Source organism: Flavobacterium sp. W21_SRS_FM3, assembly GCF_052113625.1.
Classification (GTDB): Bacteria; Bacteroidota; Bacteroidia; order Flavobacteriales; family Flavobacteriaceae; genus Flavobacterium.
This window is the reverse complement of sequence record NZ_JBGQOD010000014.1, coordinates 31,441-48,612: the sequence shown is the minus strand read 5'-3', so window position 1 is coordinate 48,612 and position 17,172 is coordinate 31,441. Positions and strand designations below refer to the sequence as shown.

At 35.1% G+C, this 17,172-nt stretch carries 17 protein-coding genes; 9 read left to right on the top strand and 8 right to left on the bottom strand.

Annotated features, from left to right (window positions below):
- The coding region (locus ACEN2K_RS15040) for a YdeI/OmpD-associated family protein (RefSeq protein ID WP_441760150.1) at positions 1–413 on the top strand (413 nt) is incomplete at its 5' end.
- A 56-nt stretch (positions 414–469) separates the two neighbouring features.
- Here the strand turns inward: ACEN2K_RS15040 and yajC are convergent.
- The 3 genes from yajC to ACEN2K_RS15025 all read right to left on the bottom strand — a co-directional run bounded on the left by yajC (position 470) and on the right by ACEN2K_RS15025 (position 2,977).
- Positions 470–742 carry a preprotein translocase subunit YajC gene (gene yajC, locus ACEN2K_RS15035; protein ID WP_441760149.1) on the bottom strand — a complete coding sequence of 91 codons (273 nt, stop codon included), beginning with the start codon at positions 740–742 and terminating at the stop codon, positions 470–472.
- A 30-nt stretch (positions 743–772) separates the two neighbouring features.
- Complete coding sequence (nusB, locus tag ACEN2K_RS15030; RefSeq protein WP_441760151.1) at positions 773–1,684, bottom strand: transcription antitermination factor NusB; 912 nt, start codon at positions 1,682–1,684, stop codon at positions 773–775.
- Between the two features lie 186 nt (positions 1,685–1,870).
- On the bottom strand, positions 1,871–2,977 hold the full coding sequence (locus tag ACEN2K_RS15025; RefSeq protein ID WP_441760148.1) for a Glu/Leu/Phe/Val family dehydrogenase: 1,107 nt from the start codon (positions 2,975–2,977) through the stop codon (positions 1,871–1,873).
- Between the two features lie 202 nt (positions 2,978–3,179).
- Between ACEN2K_RS15025 and ACEN2K_RS15020 the strand changes: the two genes are divergently transcribed.
- The 7 genes from ACEN2K_RS15020 to ACEN2K_RS14990 all read left to right on the top strand — a co-directional run bounded on the left by ACEN2K_RS15020 (position 3,180) and on the right by ACEN2K_RS14990 (position 11,906).
- Complete coding sequence (locus ACEN2K_RS15020) at positions 3,180–4,940, top strand: ABC transporter ATP-binding protein (RefSeq protein ID WP_441760147.1); 1,761 nt, start codon at positions 3,180–3,182, stop codon at positions 4,938–4,940.
- A gap of 71 nt (positions 4,941–5,011) precedes the next feature.
- On the top strand, positions 5,012–5,398 hold the full coding sequence (locus ACEN2K_RS15015) for a PUR family DNA/RNA-binding protein (protein ID WP_441760146.1): 387 nt from the start codon (positions 5,012–5,014) through the stop codon (positions 5,396–5,398).
- A gap of 122 nt (positions 5,399–5,520) precedes the next feature.
- On the top strand, positions 5,521–6,444 hold the full coding sequence (locus tag ACEN2K_RS15010) for a mechanosensitive ion channel family protein (protein WP_441760145.1): 924 nt from the start codon (positions 5,521–5,523) through the stop codon (positions 6,442–6,444).
- 100 nt (positions 6,445–6,544) lie between these two features.
- Entirely contained in the window at positions 6,545–7,714 is a 1,170-nt protein-coding gene (locus ACEN2K_RS15005) for an MFS transporter (protein ID WP_441760144.1), read from the top strand.
- Between the two features lie 109 nt (positions 7,715–7,823).
- The gene (locus ACEN2K_RS15000; RefSeq protein WP_441760143.1) at positions 7,824–10,343 is read left to right on the top strand and encodes a cation-translocating P-type ATPase; all 2,520 of its coding nucleotides are present in this window, start codon (positions 7,824–7,826) and stop codon (positions 10,341–10,343) included.
- A gap of 6 nt (positions 10,344–10,349) precedes the next feature.
- A complete protein-coding gene (locus ACEN2K_RS14995; protein WP_441760142.1) occupies positions 10,350–11,171 on the top strand; it encodes a sulfurtransferase in 822 nt (273 codons plus the stop codon).
- 57 nt (positions 11,172–11,228) lie between these two features.
- Positions 11,229–11,906 carry a GNAT family N-acetyltransferase gene (locus ACEN2K_RS14990; protein ID WP_441760141.1) on the top strand — a complete coding sequence of 226 codons (678 nt, stop codon included), beginning with the start codon at positions 11,229–11,231 and terminating at the stop codon, positions 11,904–11,906.
- 4 nt (positions 11,907–11,910) lie between these two features.
- Here the strand turns inward: ACEN2K_RS14990 and ACEN2K_RS14985 are convergent, their stop codons facing one another.
- From ACEN2K_RS14985 to ACEN2K_RS14975, 3 genes are all read right to left on the bottom strand, one after another.
- Complete coding sequence (locus tag ACEN2K_RS14985) at positions 11,911–12,219, bottom strand: four-helix bundle copper-binding protein (RefSeq protein ID WP_441760140.1); 309 nt, start codon at positions 12,217–12,219, stop codon at positions 11,911–11,913.
- Positions 12,220–12,276: 57 nt separating this feature from the next.
- Complete coding sequence (locus tag ACEN2K_RS14980) at positions 12,277–13,605, bottom strand: erythromycin esterase family protein (RefSeq protein WP_441760139.1); 1,329 nt, start codon at positions 13,603–13,605, stop codon at positions 12,277–12,279.
- A gap of 264 nt (positions 13,606–13,869) precedes the next feature.
- Complete coding sequence (locus tag ACEN2K_RS14975) at positions 13,870–14,211, bottom strand: tRNA-binding protein (RefSeq protein ID WP_441760138.1); 342 nt, start codon at positions 14,209–14,211, stop codon at positions 13,870–13,872.
- 117 nt (positions 14,212–14,328) lie between these two features.
- Here ACEN2K_RS14975 and ACEN2K_RS14970 point away from each other — a divergent pair, with 117 nt between their 5' ends.
- Positions 14,329–14,892 (top strand): thioredoxin family protein, encoded by a 564-nt coding sequence (locus ACEN2K_RS14970; protein ID WP_441760137.1) that lies wholly within the window; start codon positions 14,329–14,331, stop codon positions 14,890–14,892.
- Between the two features lie 79 nt (positions 14,893–14,971).
- Here ACEN2K_RS14970 and ACEN2K_RS14965 read toward each other — a convergent pair whose 3' ends face one another.
- Both ACEN2K_RS14965 and ACEN2K_RS14960 read right to left on the bottom strand, forming a co-directional pair.
- Positions 14,972–15,904 (bottom strand): peptidylprolyl isomerase, encoded by a 933-nt coding sequence (locus ACEN2K_RS14965; RefSeq protein ID WP_441760136.1) that lies wholly within the window; start codon positions 15,902–15,904, stop codon positions 14,972–14,974.
- Positions 15,905–15,964: 60 nt separating this feature from the next.
- Positions 15,965–17,131, bottom strand: a complete 1,167-nt coding sequence (locus ACEN2K_RS14960) for an MFS transporter (RefSeq protein WP_441760135.1) — start codon at positions 17,129–17,131, stop codon at positions 15,965–15,967.
- Positions 17,132–17,172 lie beyond the last annotated feature (41 nt).

The following is a 17,172-nucleotide window of genomic DNA, read 5'->3' as shown; positions in this document are numbered from 1 at the left end:
GTTATTTCGGAATTTGGTTTTACAATGGCGTCTTTTTAAAAGATGACTCTAAAGAATTGGTGAACGCGCAAGAAGGAGTCACGAAGTCCTTACGACAATGGCGTTTCAATACTATTGAAGAGGTGAATGAAAAAAAAGTGTTAGCGTATATTGTAGAAGCCATTGAAAATGAGAAAGCAGGTAAAATCAGTAAACCGACTACTAAAAAGACTGTAATCTCAGTAGAACTGCAAGAAGAATTAAATAACAATGACACTTTGGCGAAAGCCATGACACAATTCTCATTAGCCAAACAACGTGAGTTTCACGAATACATTGAAGAAGCAAAAAGAGAGGCCACCAAGTTGACACGAATTGAAAAAATTAAACCGATGATTCTTGACGGCATCGGTTTGAATGATAGGTACAAATAAAAAAATCCCAATCAGAAAGTAATCTGATTGGGATTTTTTATAACAGCTTACTGTTATTATTTTTTAGCTAAAGCAGCACTCATTTCCATTGAAATTGCAGAACGCTCCATTTTTAATTTTCCAGCCATTGTTTCAAGAACTACAGTAGTATCAGCAAGTTCAGAAACTTTACCATGCAAACCACTTTTTGTAATAACCTTGTCGCCTACTTTTAGACTGCTTTCAAATTCTTTTTCGTTTTTAGCTCTTTTTTGTTGTGGTCTAATCATAAAGAAATAGATTACTACAAACATTAATAAAAACGGTGCAAATTGAGTTAATTGTTCCATAATTTTGAATTCTTTTTTTATTTATTATTATTACATTAAACCGCGACCGGCTTTAACCATTTTCTTGTTGGCTTCCAGTTCTTTAACTAAATTATCTAAAATACCGTTGATAAAAATACTACTTTTTGGAGTAGAATACTCTTTGGCAAGCTCTAAATATTCGTTTAAAGTAACTTTAACTGGAATCGAAGGGAATTTTAAAAATTCGCAAATTGCCATTTTTAAAATAATAGTATCTACTTCTGCTATTCTTTCACTATCCCAATTTGGTGTTTTATCCACAAATTCTTTAGCTAGTTCAGATTCATTTAGAATTGTTTTTCTAAACAAGTCTTTTACAAAAGCTTTATCATCACTGTCCTTGTACACTTTAGGAACAATGAAATTATCATCCATTATAGGCTTCATCGCTTTCAATTGTTTTAATATCTGCGTATTAACCAATGGAATATCATCTATCCAAGTCAATTTATCATCTTCTAAGAACTCATACAACTTCTCATTAGGGACTATAACTTCTCCAAATAAATCAACAATAAGTTGTCTGTCTTCTTCAAAAGAAGTTTCAGACTTACTCATATAGTCTGTATAAAATGAACTGGCTTTAATAGCATTTAACAACAATGAGATATAATCATCATGCAGCGTCCAAGCATCAATTTTACGATTCTCTAAGGCAATACTTAATGAATTGTTTTCTGCAAGGATTTGAAAAATACTGTTCTTAATAAATTTTTCGTTGGGTTTACGTTCTTCAGGAGTTGCAAGATGCTTTAGACTTGACTTATGCAAGAACTCCGATTCTTTTTTACAGATTTCCAATAAGGAAGAAATCATGGTAAGGTATAAATCTTGAATATTATCGATACTGTAAAAAAGGAACTTTTCTTCCTTCTCTAAATTATCAGAACCGTTTTGATGCATCGCATAAATGGATTGCATAACTTTGACGCGTATGTGTCTTCTATTTACCACCTTGTAAGAACTTTAATTAAATTAGTCTGCAAAAATAAGAATTTCCTCTTTTAAAAGGAAATTAAAATGCTTTTTTTTAAAACAGTCCCAGTATCCAGTCTAGTGTTACACTAGGATCTGAAAGCTGGGACTGCTAATAATGTAAAGAAAAACTTATCCTTTACTATTCTCAATTTTTCTTTGGTCAATACGATTTTGAGCAATTCGTAATGCTGCATGATGCGTAGTAATAGCGTTAGCAACAGCATAATCAAAGATCTCTAAAGTAGTATTGTAAATATTTTCTGTTTTACTCATGATTTCCTCTTTTCCATAATGAGCTAACTCAGCATAAACATTGATGATTCCACCTGCGTTAATTAAGAAATCTGGTGCATATAAAATACCACGTTCTTGTAAAATAGCACCATGAATGTCTTCATTTGCTAACTGATTATTTGCAGCTCCAGCAATCACCTTTGCATTTATTTTATGAACTGTATTGTCATTAATGGTAGCTCCCATCGCACAAGGGGCATAAATATCCACATCAGCAGTATACAAATCTGCACCTGTATATATAGTCGCATTGTATTTAGATCCTACTTCATAAAGCTTCTCTTCATTAATGTCTGCGATAGTTACAATAGCACCTTCTTTAGTTAAATATTCTACTAAAGTTTCACCTACGTGACCAATTCCTTGCACTAAAACTTTTTTACCAGCAAGAGATTCAGAACCGAATTTATGTTTTGCAGCTGCCTTCATTCCCATGTAAACACCAAAAGCAGTTACAGGTGATGGATTCCCAGCTCCTCCTCTTTCTTCAGATATTCCAGTAACATAAGGTGTAACATCTCTTACAATGTCCATATCTCTTGTTTCCATTCCTACATCTTCAGCGGTAATATATCTTCCACTTAATCCGTGTACGAATTCACCAAACTTACGCATCAATTCAGGCGTTTTTTTTGTTTTGGCATCACCCATAATAACGGCCTTACCTCCACCAATATTTAATCCTGTGATTGCTGCTTTATACGTCATACCACGAGACAGACGCAGTACATCATTTAACGCTTCCCATTCGTTAGCATAATCAAACATACGAGTTCCACCTAAAGCTGGCCCCATAACCGAATTATGAATACCAATTATTGCTTTTAAACCTGTATCTTTGTCATTGCAAAATACAATTTGTTCGTGATCGTCAAACGAAAATTGACCAAAAACAGGGTCCATTTTTTGAAGTTCCTTTCCTGTTGTGAAAGCTGCATCCATAGTATTAATTTTTATAGTGGTATAATTATGAATTTGTCAAAAAGACGAATCAAAATTAAACAAAAAATACATATATTTCATTTATTTATAAAGAAAATGTTTATTTGGCAAATTTAACATCAAAATAATATTTTCTAAATTATCGATTTATCAACGTTACCCTATAGAATAGACACATTTCAATATAGAATATCATAAAACAATGAAAGAATTAAGCTATTTAAACAAATATTTTATTAAATACAAATACAGGTTCTCGCTAGGTATTTTATTCACAATTATCGCACAAATATTCATGCTGTTCACTCCAAAATTGATCAGCAAATCTTTCAAAGTAATTGAAGCATTTTCAAAGGATAAAACGGTAGCATCTACTGTAATTAGAGAAGAGTTAATTTCTAACGTTTTACTGATTATTGCCACCACGATTATTGCTGGTTTTCTGACATTCTTAATGAGACAAACCTTAATTGTGATGTCACGTCATATTGAGTTTGATTTAAAAAATGAGGTTTTTAGACAATACGAAAATTTATCGCAAAATTTTTACAAACAAAATCGGACTGGTGATTTAATGAACCGCATTAGTGAAGACGTTTCTAAAGTGAGAATGTATGTGGGACCTGCAGTAATGTACACAATCAATACATGTATTCGTTTCACCATTGTTATCGTCTATATGTATAATGTATCTCCCCGTCTAACATTGTATACGCTAGTGCCATTACCGCTATTGTCGTACGGAATCTTCAAGCTAAGTTCAGAGATCAATAAACGCAGTACTATTTTCCAACAATACCTGTCTAAAGTATCCAGTTTTACTCAGGAAATTTTTTCAGGTGTTCGGGTGATTAAAGCATACTCATTAGAAGATCAGCACCAAGCAAACATGGTACTTCTAGCCAATGAAAGCAAAAGTAAGAGTTTGAATTTAGCAAAAGTACAGTCGCTTTTCGGGCCCCTCATGTTAGCACTTATTGGAATTAGTAATTTAGTGGTAATCTACTTTGGAGGTTTAATGTATATTGAAGGAACAATAAAAAGCATTGGTACCATTGCCGAATTTATTTTATATGTCAATATGTTAACTTGGCCTGTAGCCTCTCTAGGATGGGTTTCTTCTATGGTTCAGGAAGCCGAAGCTTCTCAAAAACGTTTAAATGAATTTTTAAAAACAGAGCCTGAAATAAAAAATACTACTACTGAAAAATCAGTTATTGAAGGCGCTATTGCTTTTGAAAATGTGAGTTTCACTTATGAGGATACTAATATCAATGCATTAAAAAACATCTCTTTTACGGTTAATAAAGGAGAGACGCTTGCCATTTTAGGTAAAACTGGTTCTGGAAAATCAACTATTTTATCGCTTATTTCTAGGCTGTATGACACGACAGCTGGTAAAATAACGATTGATAATAAGGAAATTAGCAGTCTTAATTTATTTGATTTACGCAACAGTATTGGGATTGTTCCGCAAGACGCTTTCTTATTTTCTGACTCTATAAAGAACAACATCAAATTTGGTAAAGAAGATGCCACAGACGAAGAAGTGATAGCTGCAGCAAAAAGCGCAGTAGTTCACAAGAACATTATGGGTTTTAATAAAAAATATGAAACTGTCCTGGGCGAAAGAGGAATTACACTTTCGGGAGGTCAAAAACAGCGCGTTTCTATTGCCCGAGCTATTATTAAAAAACCACCTATCTTACTTTTTGATGATTGCTTATCTGCAGTAGATACAGAAACTGAAGAAACCATTTTGAACAACTTATTTGAAATCTGCAAGGACAAAACAACCATAATTGTAAGTCATCGTGTATCCTCTGCAAAGAATGCCAATAAAATCATTATTCTTGAAGATGGAAAAATCATTCAACAAGGAACTCATAATCAATTAGTAAATCAAGAAGGCTATTATGCGTCACTTTATTTAAAGCAACTTTCAGAAAAAGAATTGCTTTAATTGTTGTGTAATACATAATTTTTTAAGATTTTTGAGTACTACTTAACAACCATTAATTGATAGAACGGATTATGAGAGAAAATGACATGTTAGAAAAAGAAGAGATCTTTTCTAAAGTTTTACGTGCTGGAAGAAGAACCTACTTCTTTGATGTAAGAGCAACAAAAGCGGATGATTACTATATTACAATTACTGAAAGTAAAAAATTTACCGAGGAAGACGGATCTTTCCATTTCAAAAAACATAAAATATATTTATACAAAGAAGATTTTTCTGCTTTCGCTGAAATCTTAAACGACATGACTTCTTACGTTTTAAACCATAAAGGGGAAGAAGTGATTTCTGAGAGACATCAAAAAGATTTTAAAAAAGAATATGCTACAGAGAAAGTAGCCGCTGAAGAGACTGCAGTACCACACATTTCAAGTTTTACTGACATCAGTTTTGACGATATTTAATTATAAATTAAATTCTTTTCCTACTACTTACTAAGCAAAAAGTCCAGAAATCGCATGATTTTTAGGACTTTTTACGTTAATAAAAACAACTAATTCAAAATATTAATTATAATAACATTTACATGCAAGATCTTTTTCAAAAATACTTCGAGAAATACTCTGAGTTAATTATCCCCTGGCTATTAACTAGCGGAGTAAAAGTTGTTTTCATTATTATAGCTGCCCTTGTCCTAAACAAAATTATCGTCCGTTTTATAGAGAAAGCAGTGAGAATAGCGGTGCGCCCTGACGGAATTTCCTCTAAAGAAGCTGAAGAAAAAAGAGAAAACACCTTAATCCAAATCTTTAATACAACCGCCAACATTGGAATCCTAGTTATTACGGGTTTGATGGTAATGCAAGAATTTGGAGTTGAAATTGCCCCCATATTAGCTGCAGCAGGAATTGTAGGACTAGCCTTTGGTTTTGGAGGTCAATACCTGATTAGAGATATCATTTCGGGCCTTTTCATTATACTGGAAAATCAGTACCGTGTGGGCGATGTAGTTAGTTTTGACAATGCCAGCGGAACCGTACAAGAAATAAGTTTAAGAAAGACAACCCTACGAGATTTAGATGGAACAGTGCACCATATTCCGCATGGAGAGATTAAAAAAGTATCTAATTTATCCAAAGACTTTTCTCGTATCAATCTGGACATGGGTGTGGGTTATAGTTCGAATCTAGAACATGTGATTAGCGTAATCAATAAGGTAGGTACTGAACTGGCAAATGATCCTAACTGGAAAGACAGCGTAACCTCAGCTCCTCAATTTTTAAGAGTGAATGATTTTGCTGATTCAGCTATTATGTTGAAAATTTTAGGAGAAACCCTTCCTAGTAAACAATGGGAAGTGACTGGAGAGCTGCGTAAGAGGCTAAAAGTAGCTTTTGATAATGAAGGAATTGAAATCCCCTTCCCTCAGATGGTACTGCATCATATTAAAGAAGCAGCAGTCGCAGAGGATAGTAAAGAAGTCAACAATCAATCTACTACGCAAGAATAATTAAATATCGCTTAAGACAACCTATTATGAGTCTGAAAATCAATTGATTTTCAGACTTTTTTTTTACATTTATACGATTCAACGTTCAATCTCTTTCCTTTTGAAAAATATTAGTCGTACCGTCTGGATTTTGTCTTTGATTAGTTTGTTTACAGATACAGCTAGTGAAATGTTGTATCCCATTATGCCTATTTACTTAAAAACAATTGGTTTTTCAATTGTTCTAATTGGGATTCTCGAGGGTGTGGCTGAGGCTACTGCAGGGTTTAGTAAAGGCTATTTTGGAAAACGGTCCGATGTGACAGGGAAGCGTGTTCCTTTTGTTCAATTAGGTTATGCTTTTAGCGCAGTATCAAAACCCATGATGGCGGTTTTTATCTTCCCATTGTGGATATTCTTTGCGCGAACTATTGATCGCATAGGTAAAGGTCTAAGAACTGGAGCCAGAGATGCTATTCTATCTGACGAAGCCACTCCAGAGACTAAGGGCTCCATTTTTGGATTCCACCGTTCTATGGATACCTTTGGAGCTGTACTCGGACCTTCGCTAGCGTTGCTATATTTGTACTATTATCCTGCAGAGTATAAACCATTATTCTTCATCGCCTTTATTCCAGGATTATTAGCAGTCACAGCTTCACTGTTTTTAAAAGAAAAAAAGAAGCCTGCCAATGATGTACAAGCTTCTCCTTCTTTTTTCTCCTTTGTTGGGTATTTTAAAAGTAGTCCGCTATTGTATCGAAAGCTCGTTGTTGGCCTTCTGGCTTTTACGCTATTCAATAGCTCGGATGTTTTTCTTTTGCTTAAAGCGAAAGAATCTGGACTGAGTGACAGCATGGTCATAGGCATCTATATCTTTTACAATTTAGTCTATGCTTTATTTGCTTTTCCAATAGGCATACTGGCGGATAAAATAGGATTACGAAAAATGTTACTTTTTGGTTTGGTAATTTTTGCATTAGTATACTTCGGAATGGGACTCAACAGTAATAGAATTATTTTCATTGGTTTATTTGCACTTTATGGAATTTATGCTGCAGCCACAGAAGGAATCGCCAAAGCCTGGATTAGCAATATTTCAGACAAAAAAGATACCGCTACTGCTATTGGAACTTTTTCTGCTTTTCAAAGTATTTGCACGATGATGGCCAGTTCCTTGGCAGGGCTTGTTTGGTATCAATTTGGACCCAATGTCACTTTTTTAATAACAGGGTTTGCTACTGTTGTCATCTTAATTTACTTTATTCTGGTAACAAAAGAAGTAACCTAATTATTAAAAACTGTTTTATATTACAAAAAGTAATAAAAGCCTGATAACTATCATTTTTGTTTTAACACAAATCACTTATTTTTGAGTAATTTACCTCAACTTCAATATTATGTCAAAAGAAATCAATATTCCTCAAAACATCACTGGACTCACAGATATTGAAGTAACTACTTCTAGAAATGAATTTGGCACTAACGAACAAATCCACAAACAACAGTACAAATGGTGGCTCGCGCTTTTTGACTTACTAAAAGAGCCCATGTTATTGCTTTTAATCGCTGTTGCCATTATCTATTTTATATTAGGAGAAAATAGTGAAGCCTTTTTTATGCTTGCTGCAATAGTTGCTGTTTCGGGCATTTCTTTTTATCAGGACAACCGTAGTAGAAAAGCATTGGAGGCTTTGGAAAAACTCAACGAGCCTTTAAGCACCGTTTTAAGAAATGGTCTAAGTCATAAGATCCCCACAAAAGATATTGTTATAGGTGATTTAGTTATAGCTGAGGAAGGCAATACAATTAATGCTGATGGAGAAATTGTTCATAGCAACGATTTTTCAGTAAATGAATCTTCACTCACCGGTGAAGCCTACGCCGTTTTTAAATCTGAAAAAACGAGTAACAAATCCATATACAGTGGCACTTTAGTAGCTTCTGGGCTAGCGGTTTATAAAGTCACTAAAATTGGATTAAATACAGAGATCGGTAAGTTAGGTAGCTCTATTTTGAACATCAAGGACCAACCTACTCCTTTACAAGTACAAATTGAAAAGTTTGTAAAAGGCATGGCCATAATTGGAATTGTGATTTTCTTATTAGTGTGGGCTGTTTATTATTGGAAAACGCAAGATATATTAAACAGTTTATTAAAAGGATTAACGCTGGCGATGTCTATTCTTCCTGAAGAAATCCCTGTCGCTTTCACAACCTTCATGGCTTTAGGATCGTGGCGCTTGATGCAGGAAGGTGTGATTGTCAAAAAAATTAGAACTGTAGAAACTCTTGGTAGTGCAACGGTTATTTGTAGTGATAAAACTGGAACAATTACAGAGAATAAAATGAGTTTACAATCCGTGTATGCTTTCCAGTCAAATAAAATATACGAAAAAGAGAATTGGAATACCCCAGAAGCCTTACAAGTTATCACCACAGCCATGTGGGCAAGCGAACCAGTGCCTTTTGATCCAATGGAAAAAACCATTCATCAGGTGTATGAGAAGAGCGCACTTAATGATATACGTAGAGAATATAGTATGGCACATGAGTATCCTTTAGACGGAAAACCGCCGATGATGACCCATGTTTTTAAAAATAAAGATGGTAAACGAATAATAGCAGCTAAGGGTAGTCCTGAAATGTTACTAAAAATTTCGAACCTCAGCACTGAAGAAAAAAACGCGATTGAACTAGTCATTGAGAACCTAGCAACTAAAGGCTATCGCATTTTAGGAGTTGCCAGTTCAGACTATTCTAAAGAAAGCTTTCCACTACAGCAGCAGGATTTGCCATTTCAATTTATAGGCTTAGTTGTATTTTACGATCCTCCCAAAATTAATATTCAAAAAGTTATTACGCAATTTTATGATGCTGGCATACAATTCAAAGTGATTACCGGTGATAATAGTCTCACAACTAAAGCCATAGCTGAAATGGCAGGAATTAAAAATCCTGAACGACTGATGGAAGGAAAAGAAATTATGCAGCTTGATGAAAGTCATAGACTGCAAGCTATACACAATAGTACACTGATGACTCGAATGTTTCCCGAAGCCAAACTGGAGGTTGTAAATGCCCTTAAGAAAGACAATCAAGTAGTAGCAATGATTGGTGACGGCGTAAACGACGGTCCTGCCCTGAAGTCAGCACATATAGGAATTGCTATGGGTAAAAAAGGAACTGAAATAGCTAAAACAGCTGCTGATTTAATTTTGGTCGATGATGATTTATCAAAAATGATTGTGGCTGTTGCCGCAGGACGCCGTATTTATACTAATTTAAAAAAAGCAGTACAATACATAGTTTCCATTCACATCCCAATAATATTAACGGTTTCTTTACCTCTCTTTTTAGGCTGGGTTTATACAGATATTTTCACCCCCGTCCATGTTATTTTTCTGGAGTTGGTAATGGGCCCTATGTGTTCTATTGTATATGAAAACGAACCCGCTGAGAAGAACAGCATGATTCAAAAACCGCGGCAAATGGGCAGTACTTTTTTAAGCTTGAGAGAAATGGGAATCAGTATTGTACAAGGTATAGCTATCACTATAGGAATTTTATTTGTATACCAACTCACGGTACATCAAGGTGGAACAGAAAATTTAACCCGTACCATGGTTTTTACTACCTTAGTTTTCTCAAATATTATCCTATCACTAGTCAACCGTTCTTTTTATTATTCAGTATTCACATCGTTAAAAAATAAAAATAACATGATGGTTTTTGTCAATTCACTGACCTTGCTACTACTTGCTATTATAGTATACGTTACACCTATCGCAACCTTTTTTCAAGTAGAGCCATTAACATTGCAGCAAATTGCAATTTGTGTAGGCATCAGTGCAGTAGCTGTACTATGGATTGAAATATGGAAATGGAATAAACGCAAAAGTAGCATCACTAAGAATTAAGCTAATATGAAAAATTTAACTATATCAGTCCAAGATTTACAAAATCAATTACAAGATCCTAATTTAATAATATTGGATGCTAGCCAGCAAGTTAATCAAGAGAAGGTTGAAAAACATTTGCAAGGAATTCAAATAAAGGGAGCACGCTATTTTGATATAATAAATGACTTTAGCGACAGTACAAATCCTTTACCTAATACCATTCCTACTCCAGAAGCATTTACTACTGCCGCTAGAAAACTAGGTATTAACAAAAATAGTAAAATTGTCGTTTACGACAGTCTTGGTATTTATTCTAGTCCGCGAGCTTGGTGGCTGTTCACCATTATGGGACATTCAAGCGTATGGGTTCTTGATGGGGGATTAGCTGCTTGGGTAAAAGAAAACTATCCTGTAGAAAAAATTAAAAAAAAGGAATATAAATTAGGGAGTTTTGTATCCAAGTTCCATCCTGAGATGCTTAAAAATAAAGAGCAAATATTAACCAACATCCATTCTCAAAAAGCTGTATTAATTGATGCGAGATCCAGTGATCGTTTCTCAGGCGAAACTGAAGAACCAAGAGCTGGATTACGCAGTGGACATATTCCTGGTTCTGTCAACATACCGTTTTCTAAACTCTTAGCTGATGGTAAATTTTTATCCAAAGAGGAATTGCTTAAAATTTTACCTCAATACAATGATCCACTGATTTTTAGTTGTGGTAGTGGTGTGACTGCCTGTATTAACTTGATGGCATACGAACTCATTGGGAGCAACAGCCCAAAAGCAATCTATGACGGCTCATGGACTGAATGGGGGCAAGATGATAGTTTACCTATTGAGTGATTAGGTACTAACCTCTACTTTTTAAAAATATCATTATTTTATAAATAACATTTTTCCATGAACGAAGAATACAAACTAGACAATCCTGTTTGGTACGCTTTGGCAGAAAGCCATAAAAAATTAGCTATCCTCCAAAAAGATAGTTGTTTTTACAATCCAGACTATTGTGCTTTTGGAGCTTTCAACAATTTTCCAAACAATAGTGAGAACTTAGTAGCTTATGCCAATTTAGTTTCTTCGTTCTTTATTTTTGGCACAAAGCCAAAACTGCCTTCATCCTTAAAGCTAGTACACGAATTACTGTGTTTACAAATGATTATTCACAATCCTATCGAGTTGAAATACACAGAAGAAATCGTAAAGTTGGATGACAGTCATCGAGAGTCTCTGTTAAATCTAGTCAAAATAGTATATCCTGAATACTTCAAATCAAAAACTGCTGATTTAGGAAATTATTACGGAATTTTCAAAGACAGCCAGCTCGTTGCCATTACAGGGGAACGCATGCAAATGGACGATTTTATTGAAGTAAGCGCTGTGATAACACATCCTGATCATACTGGAAAAGGCTATGCAAAACAACTTGTTGCGCATACCGCAAATGCTATACTCAGTAGAGTTAAAATTCCTTTTTTACATGTGGCCCAAGCCAATGTAGGAGCAATTAAACTCTATGAAAAATTAGGATTTATTACCAGAAAAAAAATTAGTATTTGGCAAATTGCAAAAGTATAAGCAATTATGCTTGTTGTCCATTTAAATGTTCTTGAATCATAGTCGCACATTTACGACAGGCTTCTGCACATTTTTGACAGTGCTCCATAGTATCGTGTTTCTCACATTCTTCGGCGCAAAGTTGGCACATTTCTAAACAGGCTTTCAAAAAGAGTGTCGTATTCTCTGATTTTCGTTCAAAAACTTGAGCTGTCAATCGACAAATATCAGCGCAGTCTTGATCATTCATCATACAGCTGCTCATATCCATTTCTTTTTCTAAGCGGCAGGCGTCATAACAGTGTGTACATTGGGCTGCACAAAACTGTAACATTTCAATCATTTTTTGATTTTCCATTTTTATAATTATTTAATTTATAGTAAGAATAAGTTAAACTCCAAAAGGGAATGTTTCGGGCATTTGATGACCATCTGGTTTAATATGCAGTGGATGTAAAGCCGAAGTTTCGTCGAGATAAATGAAAGCATTGTATCTCAGAGGCATTTTACTGGGAACATAATTAGCATAATGTTCTGTTTTGGGGCGATATACTACGCCAATGGCGCGATGATTAATAGCAATCGTACCTATTTGTTTCTTCACTTCATCGTTCATAAAAACTATTCTGTCTTTTCCATCAAGTTTATGCAATTCATTTTCCCAACTGTGCTTTGTTGCTTCAGGAACTTGCATGACTTGCATGACGTCACCCCATTCTCTACCAGCAATAACACTTCCTTGAAAAGATCCAAATCCTATAGAAAAAACTTCGTCGTCTGCATGCTCCTCGTTTAGTATCTGCCCCAAGTTCTCAATTCCTTCATCTACCATATCTGTAGCGCGGGCATCTCCAATATGTGTATTGTGTTCCCAAATTATTCCTTTGGCATGAGCCCCATGAAACTGCATAAGATTGTTCAAGGTGTCAACCATATGACGATCCCTTATGTTCCAGGATTTATTTCCGGCAGCTAACATCGCACGATAATAACGCTCAGCATTGACGATAACTTTAGCATTTTGTTCCACATTCATTAAAGTCTCAGGATCCCCGATATACGTAGACATGCGTCTTTTTATTTTAGTCAACAAATCAATTACCTCATCCTCACATGACAAAGAGACCATTCGTGTTGCTCTGGCATACTCTTGTCCTTCGCCTCTATTATAAGGTTCAAAACATCGGAATGCATGTAGCGCCACCTCCTTAGTTAATGGATCTTGTTTATCTAAATACTGTATAATTTCATCAAAAGATTCCCAAAGGCTATACACATCTAAACCATAAAATCCCACCTTATAATTTTGATTTGTATTATAAGACCTTAGCCACTCAGCTAAAGCAACTGTTTCCCAGTTAGCCCACATCCACGTAGGCCAGCGATTAAAAGTTTTTAAAACGTCAAGAGCAGAATCACCCGCATCCTTGTAATTCTTAACATAGCGATTTATTTTATAGCAATCTGGCCAATCCCCTTCGACAGCTATAAAAGAAAAACCTTTTTCCTCAATAAGTCTTTTACTAATTTTCATTCGCCATGTATAGTATTCATGAGTCCCATGAGAAGCTTCCCCAAGTAATACATATTTAGCATCTGCAATTTTAGCGATGAGAAAGTCCAGATCTTTCTCATTATTTAACTCTATTGAATTCTCTAAGATTACTGTACTTAAATCAACGATTGATGTGGATTTAAAATGTGATTCAGATGTTTTCATAATCTAGTTTTTAAATACTTAAGAGCACTAGTATTATATGAATCAAGTAAGATAACTCACTGTAAAACTGCGCCTATGGTACAACATTTTAATATTACTCCAATTAAAATGACGTATTTATTAAGAGATAAAATATTGAATAAATTGATTTTAATTGCAAGTAAATTTACCTTAAAATAAACTATAAAAAGCTAAAAAATAGACAGTTAACTTTTTAATAACAAGTATATAAGAAAATTATAGTAATTTTTAGAACCAATAGTGCTATCCAATACGAAGGCCATTTTCAATCTTAAAATCAGGTGCTAATAATATTACATCGCCCGACTCTCCTACAGCACCTAAAACAAGACATTCACTCATGAACTTGCCAATTTGCTTTCTTGGAAAATTTACGACCGCAACAATCTGGCGTTGTAATAGCTCTTCTTTTGCATATCGTTTTGTTATTTGTGCGGAGGTTTTACGTATTCCAATCACTTCTCCAAAGTCTATTGTAAGTTGGTAAGCCGGTTTTCTTGCCTCAGGAAAATCATTGACTTCTAAAACTGTTCCTACCCGCATTTCTGTTTTTTCAAATTCTTCCCAAGTTAAATTTTGTTCCATTTTATTTTTTTTTTAATGCTTTTATTTAGAGACTTCCAAAATCTAAAAATAAGGAATTCACACCAAAAGCAATCCTTTTTTCTTAACTTTAAACCTAAAACTTAAAACAAAACAACAATGTCTCGAACGCCCTCTACGATGCTTGCTCTAGGAACTAAAGCACCCGAATTTTACTTGGAAGACAGAAAATCAACGACAGAGTGGTTTTCATTTGCCGATTTAAAAGGCGAAAAAGGAACATTAGTCGTTTTCATTTGTAATCACTGTCCCTTTGTACTTCATGTGATTGAGGAACTCGTTATGATTGCAAACGATTATAGGGTTCAAGGCCTGGGCATTATTGCCATTTCCAGCAATGACATTGTAAACTATCCTCAGGATGCGCCAGAATTAATGACCGAATTTGCTTTCGAAAATAATTTTGAATTCCCATACTTATATGACAAAACGCAAGAGGTAGCCAAAGCGTATCATGCAGCTTGTACTCCCGATTTCTTTTTATTTGACAATCAAGATAAACTCATTTATCGCGGGCAATTAGACGACAGTCGCCCTGGAAACGGAATTCCACTTAGCGGAAGTGACTTGCGTGGCGCTATTGATGGTGTTATTTATAATAGAACCATCAATCCTGAACAAAAACCCAGTATTGGCTGCAATATTAAGTGGAAAAGTGAATAGTGAGCATAAAAAAAACCAAAGCTTTCACTTTGGTTTTTTCATCTATATTAACTGATCGCTAAAAGCTGATCAATGACTACTATTTAACGTCCATCAATTCTACGTCAAAAATCAAAGTAGCGTTTGGTGGAATTGCTCCCCCAGCACCACGAGATCCGTATCCTAAATGAGAAGGAATAACAAAGCGAGCTTTATCTCCAACACGCAATAAAGCGATACCTTCATCCCAGCCTTCAATTACATTTCCTTGACCTAAAGGAAATTCAATTGGTTTTTTTCTTGGGTAAGAACTATCAAAAACTTTTCCATCAGGAAGTTGTCCTGTATAGTGTACTGAAACTGTTTTACCATTTTCTGCTTTTTTACCTTCTCCTTTTTGGATGAATTGGTAACGTAAACCGCTTTCCGTTTTTTCAAAACCAGCTGCTAATTTATCCATTGCTGCTTCTGCTTCTGCTTTCAATGCAATATCACGTTTGTTACGAGCACCTTTGAAAGTAATGAAAGCTTCTACTGCGTTCCATTTTTGTGCTTCCTCACCTACTCTTACAATTTCTAATGTTTCTAATACGTCACCTTGAGCAACAGCATCGACAACATCTTGTCCTTCTACAACATGTCCAAAAACAGTGTGTTTCCCATCTAACCAAGAAGTAGGAACATGAGTAATATAAAATTGAGAACCATTAGTTCCAGGTCCCGCATTGGCCATAGCCAAAATTCCTGGACGGTCATGTTTTAAACTTGGGTGAAATTCATCATCAAATTTGTACCCTGCATCTCCAGTTCCAGTTCCTTGTGGACATCCACCTTGAATCATAAAATCAGGAATAACTCTATGAAATTTTAATCCGTCGTAATATTTAGTTCCTTGTGGTTTTACTTTATTTTCCATATTCCCTTCTGCTAAAGCTACGAAGTTCCCTACCGTTCCAGGAGTTAATTCATGCTCTAGTTTTACTAAAATACTACCTTTAGCAGTATTAAATTTAGCATATATTCCGTTTTCCATTTTATTTATTTTTTATTGAAAGGCAAATTTACAAATTAATTTTTTATTCGTTTCTATTTTCTAAAGTTTAGATTTGGATCGATAGGTTAACGCATAAACTACTAGAGAAACTAAAGATAAAATCATACAACCTAGTGTTACTGCCTCCCAGGAGCCCCATTTCCATAAGATCAAACCATAAGCTGAACCTGCAGCTGTTCCTAAAAAACTGAAAGACATAAAGACCGTGTTCATTCTATTTCTAGCTTCAGGCATGATGGCATACACCCTTGTTTGATTAGATATATGGACTCCTTGTAATCCAATGTCAACAAATACAATTCCTATGATTATTCCTAGAACACTAGTAGAAGAGAAGTAAAATATAATAAAACTCAACAACATCAGCAGGCAACCGTAACCTACTGCCACTCTAGAGCTTCCCTTATCTCCTATCTTACCAACCAAAGGAGCAGCAAGAGCACCTGAGGCTCCAACTATTCCAAATAAACCAATCGTGGCACTATTAAAGTTAAATGGAGAAGCAGATAACAGTAAAACCATTGTGGTCCAGAAAGCGCCAAACTGAGCAAAACTAAAGACATTGATTAGTGTCGCTTCGCGTAATAATGGTTGTGTTTTAATTAGCGTAAATAAGGACTCCAGTAATTTGCCATAACTCCCCTCAAAAACGGGTTTGCTATAAGGAAACTGTTTTTTCATGACGAAAAATAATGCTAGACCTATTCCCGATGCAATCCAGAACATACTACGCCACCCCCATACTTCGCCTATAAAACCACTTAGCGTTCTAGACAAAAGTATCCCTACTAGTAATCCACTCATGATGGTTCCTACAACCTTACCTCTTTCTTCGGCGGCACTTAGGGACGCGGCTAATGGCAAAATTAACTGCGGTACTATAGAAGTAATCCCGATCAGTAAAGAAGCGATCTCTAAAACTAAATAACTCTGTGCAGTCGCTGCTACTATTAAGGCGATTACAGATGCAAAAGTGGTGATAAGGATTTGCTTTTTTCTTTCAATCTTATCACCTAAGGGTACCATAAAAAACAACCCAATAGCATAGCCTGCTTGAGTTAAATAGGTTATCGTTCCAGCATCGGCTTCAGGGATTCCAAATTCCCTTGCAATTAAAACTATTAGTGGCTGGCAATAATAGAGGTTTGCAACAATAAGGCCCGTACAAGTGGCCATAAATAACACATTCTTTTTTGATAAATTCATAACTGTTGTATTCGAAACTACTTAATACATTATTTGTGACA